Consider the following 16,159-nt stretch of genomic DNA (forward strand, 5'->3'; position numbering starts at 1 on the left):
ACGCTCAGTCCGATTCGATGGACAGGTGCGACTGGCGCCAGTCGACCACCGGCCAGCCACGCGCTTCGGCGAACTGGCGCAGCGGCGCATCCGGCTGGGTGGCGTGGGGATGATCGACCCGCTCCAGCAGCGGCAGGTCGTTGTGGGAATCGGAGTAGCCCCACAGTGCCTGCGGCGCACGCTTGAGCTGGCTGGCGTCTTCCAGCCAGGCATCCAGCGCCGCCAGCTTGCCTTCGCGGAAGGTGACGATGCCGGTGGTCTCGCCGGTGAAGCGGCCCGCTTCATCGAAGGCAGGATGGGTGGCCAGCGCGCCATCGGCGGTCAGGCGACTGGCAATGGGGCCGACCAGATGGTGCATGGAGGCGGAGATGATCAGGGTGCGATGGCCCGCCTCGCCGTGTTCGGCGAGACGGGCGATGCCGCCTTCCAGCAGACGCGGCATCACCATTTCTTCCACGAAATCATCGACTTCGCGACGTACCTCATCGCGATGACGCCCGATGAGCGGGCTGAGCAGATGACCGGTGTGCTCGTGGATATCCAGAGTGCCGGCGTGATACTCGCTCTGATGGCGCTCGCCGATGGCCATGAAGGCTTCGACATCCTCGATCCAGCCACAGGCGGCCATCCAGCGCATCCACATGCCAGTGCAGTCGCCATCGAGCAGGGTATCGTCGAGATCGAACACCGCCAGCGGGGAGTCCAGCTGGCAGAAATGGCGCAGATATCCCTCACCCGGCGGGGATAGCGGTGGCAGCAGCGTCACGGCATCGCAGTCGGCGCAGAGGTCCGCCAGCGGCGAGCGGCGGACCTCTACCCCGGGAGCAGCATTGAGGGCGCGCGGCGCAGCAGGGGGTGAGGGCATGGTTCGAGTCACGACAGGCTCCGAGTGGACGAGGGAGTCAACGGCTTCCTGCCGTTACTGCGTGACCCTCGCATGCGGCGCCGCGCTGGGCAAGTCCGTCGCGCCTTCACGACCCGCTGTCGCTGCGCGCTAGCGCTGGGCGAGTCGAGCCAGCGCCAGGCTGGCAATCGCGGTGTCCTGCACGCCGGTGCCGGTCAGGTCTGCCACCGTGATGCGGGTATCAGTGGTGGTTTCGGTCTCTTCACCTCTGTTCTGATCACCCTCACGCAGACGGCGCCCATCGGCCAGCAGCTTGCCCAGCTCGTGCACCTCGCACGCCCTGGCCTGGTCGTCATCCAGCCCCTTCAGCTCGCCATTGATTTCCGACTGGGCGCGGCTGTCACACACGAAGTAGTCGCAATCGGTCAGCACGTCGGCTTCCAGTTCGCGCTTCTCGGGGCTGTCGGAACCCATCGCGGTGACATGCACGCCTTCCGGCAGCATCGTGTATTCCAGCAGCGGCGTGTGAGACGGCGTGGCAGTGACGATGATGTCGGCGTTCTGGCAGACCGCGTGCAGGCTGTCATGACTACGTACGGTGAGGCCCAGACGCTGCTCGGTGTCCCGCGCGAAGCGCTCCGCCCGCTCCTTGTCGCGTGCCCAGACATCGACACTTTCGATGTCGCGCACCAGCCGCAGCGCCTCCAGCTGCAGGCTCGCCTGCTCACCGGCGCCGATCAGCGCGACGCGCTTGCTGTCGGGGCGTGACAGGGCCTCCGCCGCCACGGCACCGGCCAGCGCGGTACGAATGGCGGTGAGATAGCCGCCGTCATTGAGCAGCGCCTCGGCAAGGCCGGTCTCGGCGGAGAACACCACCATCAGGCCATTGAGGCTTGGCAGGCCGCGGGCGGGATTGTTGAAGAAGCCGGGGCTGATCTTGATCGCGAAGTGCTTGAGCCCCTGGATATGGGCGGTCTTGACGTCCACCTCGCCGTTGGCCTCCTCGATGGCCATCGACAGGATCGGCGGCTGCACCACCTTGCCCTGGCCCAGCGCGATGAAGGCATCGCGAATGGTGCCCAGTGCCGTGGCGTCCAGCCCCACGACCTGCTCGATCTGTTCACGGGAATATGTCTGCATGCTTTCTTGAGTCGTTTCCGTCATGCGCCCTCCTTCTGGTGTGCCGTCAGCTGTCTCACGCTGTGAGCCATGGGCGAAAAAGTCACTGCTGAGCGTCCGCCAGCAGCGCTCGGGCCTGATCGAAGGTCTCCAGACTGACACCGTTGCCGCTGATGATCAGCGCGACACGCTGGCCGCGGATCGATTCGGCCAGCCACGGGTCACTCTCGCCCAGCCGTGAGGCCTCGAGTGCGGCGATACCGACCACGGCGGCGCCCTCGACCAGCAGCTTCTCCTCTTCCAGCAGCATCAGCATGGCGCGAGCGATGGCGCGCTCGCTGACCTGATGGTGGTGATCCATCACGCGGCGCACCAGCGGCAGGGTGGTGTGATTGCCAAGCCCGATGCCGCCGCCCAGTGAGTCGCCGAGACTGGCGACCTCTTCCACCTCCACCGGTTCGCCTGCCTGCAGGCTGTGCCACATGGCAGCGCCTTCGGTGAGGCTGATGCCATGCACGCGGGTCTCGGGGCGAATCGCCTTGAGCGCCGCCCCGATACCGCCGAGCAGGCCGCCGCCGGATAGTCCGATCAGTACCTGATCGAGCTGCGGGCAATCCTCCATCAACTCAAGCCCGATGGTGCCCTGACCGGCCGCGATCAGCGGGTCATCGAAGGGTGGCACCGCCAGCATGCCCTCCTCCTCGACCAGCCGATTGACCTCGTGGAAGGCCTCGTCCTGGCTGCGCCCGACCCGGCGCACCTCGACACTGCCGCCAGTGGCACCGCCCAGCTCACCCAGCGCCTCGATGGCACGCACCTTGTTGGCGGGCACCTGCTCGGAGAGACAGATGACCGCCCTGAGGCCACGGCGCATCGCGGCGTAGGCCAGCGCGCGACCGTGATTGCCGGTGGAGGCGGTGGTCACGCCGCGCTGGAGGCGCTCGAACGCCTCGCCGGAGGCCTGCTCCGCCACGGCGGCCAGCAGATTGCTGGCCCCGCGCAGCTTGAAGGCGCCGGTGGGCTGGCGGGTCTCCAGCTTGAGCAGAATCTCGGCATCGAAGCGGCGCGACAGCCCCGGTGACGGTACCAGCGCCGTGCGTTCGACACCCGTGGCCGTCGATGAATGAAACAGCCGCTGGCGCGCGGCATGGATATCGGCCAGCGCCAGCGGCGTTTCCCGTGTGCTCTTGAGCGGGGGTAAGGTCAATGCCATGACTTACTGGTCACCGGAAGAGAGATCACCATTGTCGACAAGCTCCTGATGCACCTTGTCCACGGCGCGGCGCGCGCGGGCGACGATGTCATCGATTTCCTCGGGGGTGACCACCAGCGGCGGCGCGAAGCCGAGGATGTCGCCCTGCGGCATGGCGCGTGCCACCAGGCCTTCCTCGAGGGCCGCCGCGGAGATGCGCAGGCCGACCTTGAGCCCTGAGTCGAACGCCTTGCGCTGTGACGGCTGCGGCGAGAACTCCAGTGCCGCCAGCAGGCCGATGCCACGCACATTGCCGACGATGGGATGATCGGCGAAGGCGGCCTGCATGGCGTTCTGCAGATAGGCGCCGGTATCGCGGGCATTGTCGACCAGGCCCTCGCGGCGAATGATCTCCAGATTGGCGACACCGGCGGCGGCGCCCAGCGCATGCCCGGAGTAGGTCCAGCCGTGGCCGATGGGGCCGAATTCGCCGGTGCCCTGCTCCAGTACCTTCCACACGCGGTCGCCGACGATGACCCCGGACAGCGGCTGATAGGCGCTGGTCAGGCCCTTGGCGATGGTGACCAAATCCGGCTTGATGCCGAAGTGCTGGAAGCCGAACTGGCTGCCGATGCGCCCGAAGCCGCACACCACTTCATCGCAGATCAACAGGATGTCGTGGCGCTTGAGCACGCCCTGGATGGCCTCCCAGTAGCCCTCCGGCGGCGGCACGATGCCACCGGTGCCCAGCACCGGCTCGCCGATGAAGGCGCCGACGGTCTCCGGCCCCTCGGCCTGGATCATCGCCTCGAGCTTCTCGGCGCACCAGGTGGAGAATTCGCGCTCGCTCATCTCGGCGCACTCGGCAGGACGGCGGTAGTAGTCCGGCGCCTCGGTGTGCAGGATGCCCGGAATCGGCAGATCGAAGTGATCATGGAAGGCTGCCAGCCCGGTCAGCGAGCCAGAGGCGATGCCGGAGCCGTGATAGCCGCGCCAGCGCGAGATGACCTTCTTCTTCTCGGGCTTGCCGATCACGTTGTGGTAATAGCGCACCAGCTTGAGCTGGGTCTCGTTGGCATCACTGCCGGACATGCCGTAATAGACCCTGGACATGCCGGGGCCGGCCAGCTCGAGAATCTTCTCCGACAGCGCGATCTGCGGCTCGTTCGAGTGGCCGACGTAGGTGTGGTAGTAGCTTAGCTTGAGGGCCTGCTCGTGGATGGCATCGGCGACTTCCGTGCGCCCGTAACCGATATTGACGCAGTAGAGGCCGGCGAAGCCGTCGATCAGCTCACGTCCGTCACGCTCACGGATGCGGATGCCTTCGCCACCGGTGATCACGCGGCCCGGTGCATCGCCCTGGGCGTAATCGCGCAGGTGGGTCGAGGCATGGAAGGTGACCTTGCGATCACGGCGAATCAGTTCATCGGTCGAGGTCGCGTCGTCGAAGCTGGCGGCCTGACTCAGGGTGTTATCGGTGCTCATGTGACTCTCCGAATGCTCAACTAGGGGCGATCGACCGGTAGTGTTGCTCAATGGCCACCGGTCGCTATGATCGACATGTGACAGTGAAGGATGTCCGTCTCAACTTCCGGAGGCGCTTTCCAGCCCACCCAGACAGTAGTACTTGATATCGAGATATTCCTCGAGCCCCTGACGACCGCCTTCGCGGCCCAGGCCGGATTGCTTGACACCACCGAAGGGAATCGGCGCGCCGGTCATCTTGACGGAATTGACCGAGACCATGCCGAAGCGCAGGCCACGCATCAGTCGCCAGATGCGGCGCACATCGTGGGTATAGACGTAGGCGGCGAGGCCGTATTCGGTGTCGTTGGCCATCGCGATCACCTCTTCCTCATCGTGCCAGGCGGTGATGCCGGCCACCGGCGAGAAGGTTTCCTCGCGCCAGACGCGCATGTCCGGCGTGATGTCGGCCAGTAGCACCGGCATGAAGAAGTTGGGGCCCGGCGCCATGCTCTGGTCACCGTGGATCAGCCGCGCGCCCCGCTCGACGGCGTCATCGACGATGGTCTGCGCCTTGGCGACGGCGTCGCGGTGGATCAGCGGGCCAAGGTCGATCCCCTTCACCTGGCCATTGCCGACCTTGAGCTGCTTCATGATGCGTGCGAAGTGGCTCAGGAAGTCCTCGTAGAGGCTGTCGTGGACCAGGATACGGTCGGCCGCGAGGCAGTCCTGACCGGAGGTCTGGAACTTGGCATCGACGGCGGCGCGTGCAGCCTCCTCGGGGTCCATGTCCGGCCCGACGATGAAGGGGGCATTGCCGCCCAGTTCCAGCGAGACACGCTTGACGCTGTCGGCGCACTGTTTCAGCAGCAGACGCCCGACCCGGGTGGAACCGGTGAACGAGAGCCCCGCGACGCGCGGGTCATCACACAGCTGCCTGGAGACCTCGGAGGCCTCGCCGGTGATGACGCTGAAGACACCGGCGGGAATGCCGGCGCGCTCGGCCAGCTCCGCCAGCGCCAGCGCCGAGAACGGCGTCTCGCCGGCCGGCTTGACCAGCACCGTACAGCCCGCCGCCAGTGCGGCCGCGGCCTTGCGGGTGATCATCGCCAGCGGGAAGTTCCACGGCGTGATCAGCGCCGCGACACCGATAGGCTCACGCACGGTGCCCAGCGCGGCATTCGGAATATGACTGGGTATGGTCTCGCCGAAGGCACGGTTGCCCTCCTCGGCGAACCAGTGAACGAAGCTGGCGCCGTATTCCACCTCACCACGCGCATCGTCCAGCGACTTGCCCTGTTCACGCGTCATCAGCATGGCCAGGTCTTCCTTGTGGGCACGGATGAGGTCGTACCAGGCATCCAGCAGCTCGCCGCGCTGGTCGACGCGCAGCTTGCGCCATTCACGCTGGGCCGCATCGGCGGCGGCGATGGCGGCGTCGATCTGCGCCTCCTCGAGCCACGGCACCTGGCCGAGGCGCTCGCCGGTGGCAGGGTCGAAGACCGCCTCCTCGCGTCCGCCTTCGCCATGCACCCAGTAGCCATTCACGTAGGCGAGCTGGCGAAACAGACGCGGGTCTTCCAGAGCAATGCCTTCGCTGGCGAACTGGGCAGGCTCGGACGTCGCTCCGTCCTGGGAAGTTGCCCACTGTCGTGCAAGAGATTGAGCACTCATCGCTTGTCTCCCGGGCCGCTCGGCCGTCATCTGAGAAGGCGGAACACCGCCAAGGACAACGCCCACCGAAACGCGGCGGGCGTCATGTGATGACCTCAGTGTGGGGGAGATGAGACGTGGAGACTTTCGGAATACCCGCCAACGACTTGGCGTTCTTTCTGTTGTGGCGGGCAGAGTGGGGATTCTTTCTGTGTTGCGGGGAATCGCGCGCAGCGTCACACAGCAGAACGCATGGATCAGGCGGTCACGACATCACTCTCAGTCAGTTCGGCGTAGAGTTCCGGGTAGGCTTTCTGGAGGCGCTCAAGCTCGGTGCGCGCATGCGGGATGGCATCGGTCAGCTGCTGCCATTCCTCGTCACTGAGGTTGTCGCGCATCAGCGGGAACAGCTCGGTGCGCTCGGCACGCAGGTAGTCACGGTGTGCCTCCACATACTCGCGCAGGTCGGCATTGAATTGGTCCATCGGGATGATCTGGTCCATCAGAATGCTGTCGAGATTGTCGGACAGCTTGTCCAGACGCTCGTGCAGGGTGCGATATTGCTGGATGAGGCGCTGACAGAGTGGCGCGGCGTCTTCGGAGCGTTCGCACAGCATCTGGGTGCATTGACGCTCCAGCGGAATGATGAAGCCCTGCATGTAATCGAGAATGTAATCCACCACCTCACGCATCATGCGAAAGTCGGGACGCTCACCACTGACGAGCGTCTTGTGGCGATGCGAAAGCACGTGCAGCAGACGTGCCATGTTGGCGTGGTCCTGGCGCAGCTGAGTCACATTGGGCATGACTTCCTCCTCCTGACGGAACAGGTGGCCGATGCTGGCAGACAGCGCTGCCGCCTCGGGCATTGCTACCGAATGTAGCAATGTCGTCACCTAGAAGTGTAGGACACATCCCTCGAGCGCCAGTTAGACGTTGGGTGGGATTGCCTGAATGAGCGTCTCATGCTGGCAAAGAAACATGACAGTCTGGTGCAATGCCACGCGCGGCCTGAGGCCGCTGACTGAGCGCGCCGCCACTGCTGATTTGTACAGGTCCGCAGGATCGGCCATGATGAGCGCAATACTGCCCCACGCCTGCCGGAGCCAGACTCGCCGATGGATCTTTTTGCCGATACCGCCTCGAATTCCCATGCGCCACTGGCCTTCCGCATGCGCCCACGCACCCTGGATGACTACATCGGACAGACAGCGTTGGTCGGGCCTGACATGCCACTGCGCCAGATGGTGGCCTCGGGCGTGGTGCGCTCGATGATCCTGTGGGGGCCGCCGGGGGTCGGCAAGACGACGCTGGCCGAGATTCTCGCCAAGGGCTGTGATGCCCATCTGGAGCAGCTCTCGGCGGTGATGGCCGGCGTCAAGGACATCCGCGAGGTGGTGGAGCGCGCCAGACACTTCCAGGCCAGCGATCGCCAGACGGTGATGTTTCTCGATGAGATCCACCGCCTCAACAAGAGCCAGCAGGACGCCCTGTTGCCGCATGTGGAATCCGGCCTGCTGACGCTGATCGGCGCGACCACCGAGAACCCGTCCTTCGAGGTCAACTCGGCCTTGCTGTCACGGGCGCGGGTCTATGTGCTCAAGGCCCTGGAGACGGAAGACCTGATCGAGGTATTGACGCGCGCCCTCAAGGATGAGGTCAACGGCCTCGGCAAGCGTCACATCGACGCCAGCCGCGAGACGCTGACCCGCATCGCGCGCTCGGCCTCCGGCGATGCACGCCGTGCCCTGGGCCTGCTGGAGACCGCCTGTGACTTCGTGCGCCGTGAGCCCGACGGCCAGGGGGGAACGCGCGAGATACTCGAGGACAGCTCGCTTGAGGCCGTGCTGGGCCATCAGGCCTCCAGTTTCGACAAGCAAGGCGATGACTATTACGACCTGCTGTCGGCGATCCACAAGTCGATACGCTCCTCACGGCCCGACGCGGCGCTGCTGTACATGGCGCGCTTCATGGATGGCGGTGGCGACCCGCTGGATGTCGTGCGGCGCCTGACGGCGATTGCCTCGGAAGATGTTGGCAACGCCGACCCGCGCGCCCTGCCGCTGACCATCGCCGCCTGGGATGCCTATCTGCGCCTCGGTGACTACGAGGGCCAGCGCGCCATCGCGCATGCGGCGATCCACCTGGCCATCGCGCCCAAGAGCAATGCCATCGAGGTGGCCTGGAAGGAAGCCCGCGCTTTCGTGCGCCAACAGCCCCACTTCGAGGTACCGGTGTATCTGCGCAATGCGCCGACCACGCTGATGAAGGAGCTGGGCATGGGCGAAGGCTATCGCTATGCCCACAACGAGCCCAATGGCTATCCGGCCGGCAGCTCCCACGATGCCTGGCCAGAAGAGCTGCCGACCCAGCAGTTCTACCGCCCGACCCAGCATGGTGGTGAGAAGCGCTTCGCCGAGATCGAGCGCTGGCGCCGCGAGCAGGACGCCGCCGCAGACCGTGGCGAGACGCCCGGACAGAGCTGATCAGCGGCGAATCCTGCGCGCACGTGCCTGCCGAGTCGAGACTGGCACTAACAAGAACGCCCGGACCATCTGGTCCGGGCGTTCCTGTTTGTTCAGCATATTGCGATGTGCTCACAATTTGCGCTGCACCTTGGGCGCGATCACTGCTCGCGAATGACGTCGGCGCCTTGCGGGATCTGGAACACGAAACGACTATCCTGCAGCGACGGATTGTATTGCACGTTGCTGAAGTCGATCGCCGTGCGCTGACCGGTGGAATCCGCCATCTGCAGCATGTCGAGCTGCTCGCTGTCAAAGGTCAGCTTGAGGCTTTCGAACAGCGTATCGGCCTGCTTGGGCGTCAGCGTGAAGGTCTCACGTGCGCCCTGCTGCTGGCGCTTGACCGCATAGTTGGCGGTCAGCTCACTGGAACGACCTGACAGCAACAACGCCGGCGTGTGGGTGACACGCTCATCCAGCGGCTGCACGGTGACCTGCTCGAGGTCCGGATCATGCAGATAGACTTCCTTGCCATCCGACACCACTTCCTGCCGGTACGGCGCATCGACGCTCCAGCGGAACTTGCCCGGGCGCGACAGCCACATCTTTCCCCTGGCTTCCTGCAGACGCTGACCGGAGGCATCGAGGATCTGCTGATCGAAGTCGGCAGCATAGGTCTTGAGCGGCTCCAGCAGGCGCGACAGGCGATCGCCTGCCGACTCCTCGGCGTGCGCAGGCAGAGCGGCCATACCCAGCATCAGAGCGGCGCCCAGCCCCTTGGCCAGACGAGCGGTCAACGAAGATGCGAAAGAACGCGACAATGTCTTCATGAAACTCCTTGCGATGAGGAAGACCAGTGGCGAGCCTCGGCATCGAGGCCCTGCACCTGACCATCACCGTTTCAGCGATTCGGGATGATTGCTGCCAACATCCTGCTGGCAGCGATCTGTTATCTGACGTCTTTGACACGAAGGGGAGCAAAAAGCTCCCCTTCGTGTGTTTCAGCGACCAGACCTGCGGCGGCTAGCCACTGTGGTTGGGCGCGATCACTTCCCGCGAGCCATTGGTGCCCATCGCGGAGACGACACCCGCCATCTCCATCGCCTCGACCAGACGCGCGGCGCGGTTGTAGCCGATCTTGAAGCGACGCTGCACGGCAGAGATGGAGGCACGACGCGACTCGACCACATAGGCCACGGCCTCATCGTAGAGCGCATCCTGCTCGGCATCGCCGTCCTCGCCTTCAGCCTCGAGACCGGCCAACGCATCCGCCTGCACACCACCGGTGAGGATCTCCTCGATGTACTCCGGCGAGCCGCGACGCTTCCAGTCGTCGACCACACGGTGAACCTCGTCATCATCGACGAAGGCACCGTGCACGCGCGTCGGCATGCCGGCACCGGCCGGCAGGTAGAGCATGTCACCGTGGCCCAGCAGGTCCTCGGCGCCGCCCTGATCGAGGATGGTGCGCGAGTCGATCTTGGAGGAGACCTGGAAGGCCATGCGCGTCGGAATGTTGGCCTTGATCAGGCCGGTCACCACGTCCACTGACGGGCGCTGGGTGGCCAGAATCAGGTGAATCCCCGCGGCACGGGCCTTCTGGGCCAGACGTGCGATCAGCTCCTCGATCTTCTTGCCGACGATCATGAACATGTCGGCAAACTCGTCGATCACCACCACGATGTAGGGCAGCTTGGCGAGCACCGGCGGATGCTGATGCATCTCCCAGGGCTGCGGCTCCCACAGCGGGTCAGCGATCTGGGCACCATGTGCCTCGGCTTCATCGATCTTGGCATTGAAGCCGGCCAGGTTGCGCACGCCCATGGCGGCCATCAGCTTGTAGCGACGCTCCATCTCGGCGACACACCAGCGCAGGGCGTTGGCGGCCTCCTTCATGTCGGTCACCACCGGCGCCAGCAGATGCGGAATGCCGTCATAGACCGACAGCTCCAGCATCTTGGGGTCGACCATGATCATGCGCACTTCGTCCGGCGTGGCCTTGAGAAGCATCGAGATCAGCATCGAGTTGATGCCGACTGACTTGCCCGAACCGGTAGTACCGGCGACCAGCAGGTGCGGCATCTTGCCAAGGTTGGCCACGACAGGAGCGCCACCGATGTCCTGACCCAGTGCCAGGGTGACCGGAGATTCCGCCAGCTGGTAGGCATCGGAATCGAACACCTCGCGCAGACGGATCATGGCGCGGTTGGGGTTGGGAATCTCGATGCCGACTGTCGGACGGCCTGGAATCACCTCGACCACACGCACGCTCTTGACCAGCAGTGAACGCGCCAGGTCAGTCGACAGGTTGGAGATCTTGGACGCCTTGACGCCCGGCGCCGGCTGAATCTCGAAGCGTGTGATGACCGGCCCCGGCCAGACATCCGCCACCTCGGCCTTGACGCCATACTCGCGCAGACGCACCACCAGCAGCTCGGCCATCTGGTCGAGCTCTTCTTCGCTGTAGTTGGGCTTCTGGGCATCCGGCGGCGTCAGCAGGCTCAGCTGCGGCAAGTCCCCTTCCGGCTCCTCCTCTTGATCGGCGCCTTCATGGCGCTGACTCTGCATGTGCTCCACGGTCCACAGGGTCGGGCCGGAGGGGTCGCTGGCAGCCGCCTGTGCATCCTCCGCCGTCGCCAGACGACCGCCCCCCGGCACCATGCCGGACTCATCGCCGTCATAGGCCCAGGAGGGACGCTCGGCCGGTGCGGGTGTCGCTTCCGGCGTGGCAGGCTGAGCCTCGAAGGGCGGCACATGCTCGGCTTGAGGTGCGACGGAATCGGGCTCTGCTGGCGCGACCGGCTCGGCCGGTTGATGGGGCGCTGCAGGCTGACGCGGCTCAGGGGCATGCTGCTGCGGCGTCGCAGACGGGCTGCTTGACGCCGCAGGCGCGTCTGCCGGTGTCGGCGCGTTGCCCGTCGGCTGCTCGAAGGCATCATCCCAGGAAACGACCGCCTTGCGAGCGGGAGTCTCGGAAGAGGCCGCTGCGACACCGGCCGCCATCACACCCGCACCGGCTGCCAGCCCTGCGGCCGTGGCGAATTGACCACCACTGCCGGGCAGGGGCGCATCGTCGTCGTCCCTGGGCTCCGGCGGTTGATTGCGGCTATCCGGCGCGACACCGCTGCGCTCGCGCGCAAGTTGCGCGTCGCGCTCACGCTGTGCCTGCTTTTCAAGCTGTGTCTCTTTCTCAAGCTGCGCCTCTTTCTCAAGCTGCGCCTGCTGTTCAAGCTGCGCTTGTCGCTCTGCCGCTTGCTGCTCGGCTGCACGCTGCGCTTTCTGTTCTGCTTCGCGCTGCACCTCCTGCTCTGCCAGACGCTGCGCTTCCTGCTCGGCCAAGCGCTGTGCCTCCTGCTTGCGAGCCTGAGCTTGCGCCTGAGACGGATCTTGAGCTTGCGACGAAGCCTTGTGAGCTTCGGCCTCGCTCTGCGCCTGAGCCTCTTGCGCTGTCTCGTGACGGGCGGTCTCATGACGAGCGGCCGGCGTAAAGGCAGAGGCAGCATCCCAGGCAGCAGGGGCAGCCGAGCTGTCGGAGGCTGATGCCGTATCTTCGACAGCAGGGCCTGGCGTCGGTGCCTTGGAAGCCTGTGCCGTGGCTGAGGCGTCAGCATGACGCTGGCGCTCAGCCTCAATGGCAGCGGCTTGGGGCAGGCGAGAGCGCGTGACATCGGCATGCGCGACACGCGGCGCGGAGGCTGTCTCTGCCGCCACGGCGGTCTTCAGGGCCGCGGCCAGGTCAACCCCTTCGATGCTGACATTGGCGCTCTGCACCGTCATGCGCTCGGTGTAGGCAGCGCCCGGCACCTTTGCGGAAGGCGTGGTTTCAGCGGTCTGCCACGGGATATCGGTGCTGCGGTCGTCCGTGAAGTCATCGCGAGCGCTGATGGCCTCGTCGGTGCCGCCATCCAGCGACGGCTCGACACGGCGCTGGCCGCGCGGTTCGGCGGCGATACCTTCTGCCTCCTGCCGGCGACCAAGCAGAATCTCGTCGCTGTCCTCATCCCACTTCTCCTCACGGGCACGCCGGCCCGGCAGCAGACGCTGCCACCAGCTCAGTCTGGGGGCTGGTTCACGATCCGCGTCATCCTCTTCACCATCCTCGTGAGTCAGCGCCTCCTCGGCGTAGGCTGCCTCGTCATCGTAGGCGTCCTGATCGTCGCGGCGGCTGTTAAAGCGCTCGGCGAACCAGCCGGACACCCGCATGCAGCCATTGCCCAGCTCATCCATGACCGTCAGCCACGACATGCCGGTAAACAGCGTGAAACCGCACAGGAAACTGGCCAGCGCGACCAGTACCGTGCCGCCCATGCCGATCAGCGGCGTCAGCGCACCGGCAATGCCCTTGCCGAGAATGCCACCCGCGCCGTTGGTCAGCTGGCTGTCGGGGCTGTAGAACTGGATATCGCCGATGACGCAGGTCGCCATGATCAACAGGAACAGGCCGCCAGCACGCACCGCGATGGTCGTCGGATCCCACACCAGCTCTGTACTGGGCTGACGCATCAGACGCCAGGCACCGAAGCCCAGCATCGCCGGCCACCACAGGGCACTGCCGCCGAACAGCGAATACAACACGTCTGACAGCCAGGCGCCGATGCTGCCCATCCAGTTGCTGGGCGTCAGTTCAGGGCCGCTGTAGGACCAGCCGGGGTCCGTCGGCGCATAACTGAACAACGCCAGTAGCATGAAGACGCATAGGCTGAGCATGAGAATGACCACGCCTTCACGGCTGACGCCCTGCAGGGTGGTGGTCAGGCGTGACGGTGGTCGCGCTGCCTTCTCCGCACGCTGCTCGGCGCGGATGGCCTGGCGTTCGGCGCGTTCGGCCTGACGCTCGGCGCGGCGCTGGGCTGCAGGGCTTTCTTCCTGCACGCGTGGCGTGTTTCTGGTCTTGGCAGCAGGCTGGCCGCTGGCATCCTTCCTCGCGGGCTTGCCCGAGACGCGCGGCGTCTTGCGCGCCGAGCTAGCCTCTGTGGCTGAAGCACCGCGCAGACGCGCGAAGAAGCCCGGCGAGTCCGATTTCTGACGGGCACGCTTCCTGGGTGTTGCTGCCGCACGGCGGCTACGGGTTTCAGGCTTGGCCTGTTCCCGACTTGTCTTTCTGGCACTCTTGGCAGTCAAGTCGCCATCCCCCTTGCACCTTGTGGGCGATTTTCCATGTACCTTCAGCCGGTTATCATAACCATTCGATGGCAGTGACGTCATAATTGCCGATTCACGTCCGCTCATGACGCCAAGGCGCCAGGAGCCCATTGCTCCGTGCATGTTCCCGAACCGACAAGAGGCTGCTCATGCTTCCCTGGCTTCCCCCTGCCCCTGTCCACTTTCCGCATGCTTCCACCGCCCTGAGCGAGCCCGACGGCCTGCTGTGTGCAGGGGGCGAACTCAGTCCCGAGTGGCTGCTGGCGGCCTACCCCCGCGGCATATTTCCCTGGTTCAGTCCGGGTGATCCTATCCTGTGGTGGTCACCGGACCCACGCATGGTGCTCAAGCCAGAGGAAGTCCGTGTACGCCGCAGTCTGGCCAAGCGCCTGCGCAATGCAGGCCTGAGCTACAGTATCGACCGCGACTTTACCGGTGTGATCAATGCCTGTGCCAGCATTCCTCGCGATGGCCAGGCAGGCACGTGGATATTGCCAGAAATGCAGCAGGCCTACATCGCCCTGCATGCCATGGGACATGCCCACAGCGTTGAAGTCTGGCAGGGCGATTCTCTGGTGGGCGGCCTGTATGGCGTCGCCTGTGGACGCATCTTCTTCGGCGAGTCGATGTTCTCGCGCGTGCCCGATGCCTCGAAACTGGCGCTGGTGATCCTGTGCCAGGAATTGAAGGCACGGGATTTTCCGTTGATCGACTGTCAGATGCATACTCCGCACCTGGCAAGTCTTGGCGCCCGCAGCATCGCCCGCAGCGATTTCATCAGCTATCTTGACCAGTATGCCACTGGCCAAGGGCATGAGGGCAAGTGGTCACTGACATCTCGGCCCACGCAGCACGCCCGGGAATGATGGCCACGGCAATTCCAAGAGGGAGATGATGCAACGGTGAGCAGCAATACCCCCAAGCAACCGCAACGCGATCTGCGCTTCTTTCTGACGGTACCGCACGCCTGCAGCTATCTGGAAGGCCGCCAGGCGACCACGCTGTTTCTCGATCCGCAGGAAGCGCCCAATTCCGGTGTCTATGACGCCCTTGCCCTGCTCGGCTTTCGCCGCAGCGGCTCTCATCTCTATCGTCCGCATTGCGGTGATTGCCGTGCCTGCATTTCCGTCCGCGTGCCGATCGCCGACTTCACGCCCAACCGCACCCAGAAGCGTCTGGTGCGTCGCAATGCCGACCTGGTCATCGAAGAGGGGCCGGCACTCTTCGACCCCGAACATTATCGCCTGTACGCCCACTACATCCGCAGCCGTCATGCGGATGGCGACATGTTCCCGCCCAGTCATGAGCAGTATCGCACCTTCCTCACCTCCCGCGATGACTACGCCCGTCTGGTGAGCTTTCGCCTCGACGGCCGTCTGGTGGCCGTCGCCGCCATGGACCGCATGAGTCATGGCCTGTCCGCCATCTATACCTTCTACGATCCGGATGAATCACTGAATCAGCGCTCGCTGGGGACCTACGCGGTGCTGTGGCAGATCGAGCAGGCACGCCGCGAAGGCCTGACCCACCTCTATCTGGGCTACTGGATCCGTGACTGCCGCAAGATGAACTACAAGCAGCATTTTCAGCCGCTCGAGTATCTGGATGGCAGCCACTGGCGGCGACGCATACCGGCCAATCATACCGATAGCCATCTGCCACTGAGCCTGGTCAAGCAAGGCGCGTCAGTGACACCCGGCGAGTGACGCGCTCTGCGGGCGCCCTCTCGACGCAAGCGCGTCTGACAACGTCAAGATGAGCATCGTTCAGCTAGCAGGAGCTCACCAGACAGCGCCGACTGCCGACCAACCGCCTCCCGGAAGTTGCCCCGGCGCAAGAAGCCGATTTTTATCTTCCTCCTGAACTGCCCACAGGCGCTCAAGGAGCGTACAATCGCGCTTCGGCTTTGCCTTGCCGCCGCCCTTACGGCACAATATCGCGTATCGAAGTCCCGAATCGGGCACTTTTTGTGCTGAGGCGGCTCGGAACTACCAGCAGTATTCCCTGTAATAAGTGAGGATCAGCCTATATGGCGCGTGAAGATCATATTGAAATGGAAGGCGTCATCGTCGACACCCTTCCGAACACCACTTTCCGTGTTGAACTGGAAAACGGCCACATCGTGACCGCACACATCTCCGGCAAGATGCGCAAGAACTACATCCGCATCCTGACTGGCGACAAGGTCAAGGTTGAGCTGACTCCGTACGACCTGTCCAAGGGCCGTATCGTCTACCGTTCGCGCTAAGCACGGTCAGACTGCCCTGCCGGTTGCCATGC

Annotated in this window: 12 protein-coding genes; 4 read left to right on the forward strand and 8 right to left on the reverse strand. The window is 64.8% G+C overall.

What is annotated here, in order from left to right:
* Positions 1–4 precede the first annotated feature (4 nt).
* The 6 genes from NH396_RS02600 to NH396_RS02625 all read right to left on the reverse strand — a co-directional run bounded on the left by NH396_RS02600 (position 5) and on the right by NH396_RS02625 (position 7,078).
* Positions 5–877 carry an HAD family phosphatase gene (locus NH396_RS02600; protein ID WP_253061387.1) on the reverse strand — a complete coding sequence of 291 codons (873 nt, stop codon included), beginning with the start codon at positions 875–877 and terminating at the stop codon, positions 5–7.
* A gap of 117 nt (positions 878–994) precedes the next feature.
* Positions 995–2,008, reverse strand: coding sequence for a cyclodeaminase (locus NH396_RS02605; protein ID WP_253061389.1), 1,014 nt, complete (start codon positions 2,006–2,008; stop codon positions 995–997).
* A 58-nt stretch (positions 2,009–2,066) separates the two neighbouring features.
* A complete protein-coding gene (locus tag NH396_RS02610) occupies positions 2,067–3,176 on the reverse strand; it encodes a pyridoxal-phosphate dependent enzyme (protein ID WP_253061391.1) in 1,110 nt (369 codons plus the stop codon).
* Positions 3,177–3,179: 3 nt separating this feature from the next.
* Positions 3,180–4,640, reverse strand: coding sequence for an aminotransferase (locus tag NH396_RS02615; RefSeq protein ID WP_253061393.1), 1,461 nt, complete (start codon positions 4,638–4,640; stop codon positions 3,180–3,182).
* Positions 4,641–4,739: 99 nt separating this feature from the next.
* Positions 4,740–6,293, reverse strand: coding sequence for an NAD-dependent succinate-semialdehyde dehydrogenase (locus NH396_RS02620; protein WP_253061395.1), 1,554 nt, complete (start codon positions 6,291–6,293; stop codon positions 4,740–4,742).
* Positions 6,294–6,529: 236 nt separating this feature from the next.
* The gene (locus NH396_RS02625; protein WP_253061397.1) at positions 6,530–7,078 is read right to left on the reverse strand and encodes a hemerythrin domain-containing protein; all 549 of its coding nucleotides are present in this window, start codon (positions 7,076–7,078) and stop codon (positions 6,530–6,532) included.
* A gap of 312 nt (positions 7,079–7,390) precedes the next feature.
* Here NH396_RS02625 and NH396_RS02630 point away from each other — a divergent pair, with 312 nt between their 5' ends.
* Entirely contained in the window at positions 7,391–8,758 is a 1,368-nt protein-coding gene (locus NH396_RS02630; RefSeq protein WP_253061399.1) for a replication-associated recombination protein A, read from the forward strand.
* Between the two features lie 140 nt (positions 8,759–8,898).
* On the opposite strand, the gene lolA is transcribed toward NH396_RS02630, so the two are convergent.
* Positions 8,899–9,567: an outer membrane lipoprotein chaperone LolA gene (gene lolA / locus NH396_RS02635; RefSeq protein WP_253061401.1), complete on the reverse strand. Its 669-nt coding sequence runs from the start codon at positions 9,565–9,567 to the stop codon at positions 8,899–8,901.
* A 193-nt stretch (positions 9,568–9,760) separates the two neighbouring features.
* The gene (locus tag NH396_RS17000) at positions 9,761–13,858 is read right to left on the reverse strand and encodes a DNA translocase FtsK 4TM domain-containing protein (protein ID WP_290441663.1); all 4,098 of its coding nucleotides are present in this window, start codon (positions 13,856–13,858) and stop codon (positions 9,761–9,763) included.
* A gap of 170 nt (positions 13,859–14,028) precedes the next feature.
* Here NH396_RS17000 and aat point away from each other — a divergent pair, with 170 nt between their 5' ends.
* The 3 genes from aat (at position 14,029) to infA (ending at position 16,127) form a co-directional block, all read left to right on the forward strand.
* Positions 14,029–14,745 carry a leucyl/phenylalanyl-tRNA--protein transferase gene (gene aat / locus NH396_RS02650; RefSeq protein WP_253061403.1) on the forward strand — a complete coding sequence of 239 codons (717 nt, stop codon included), beginning with the start codon at positions 14,029–14,031 and terminating at the stop codon, positions 14,743–14,745.
* Between the two features lie 36 nt (positions 14,746–14,781).
* Positions 14,782–15,585: an arginyltransferase gene (locus NH396_RS02655; RefSeq protein WP_253061405.1), complete on the forward strand. Its 804-nt coding sequence runs from the start codon at positions 14,782–14,784 to the stop codon at positions 15,583–15,585.
* A 323-nt stretch (positions 15,586–15,908) separates the two neighbouring features.
* Positions 15,909–16,127 (forward strand): translation initiation factor IF-1, encoded by a 219-nt coding sequence (gene infA / locus NH396_RS02660; RefSeq protein ID WP_024953359.1) that lies wholly within the window; start codon positions 15,909–15,911, stop codon positions 16,125–16,127.
* Positions 16,128–16,159 lie beyond the last annotated feature (32 nt).

This window comes from Cobetia sp. Dlab-2-AX (assembly GCF_024124625.1).
Classification (GTDB): Bacteria; Pseudomonadota; Gammaproteobacteria; order Pseudomonadales; family Halomonadaceae; genus Cobetia.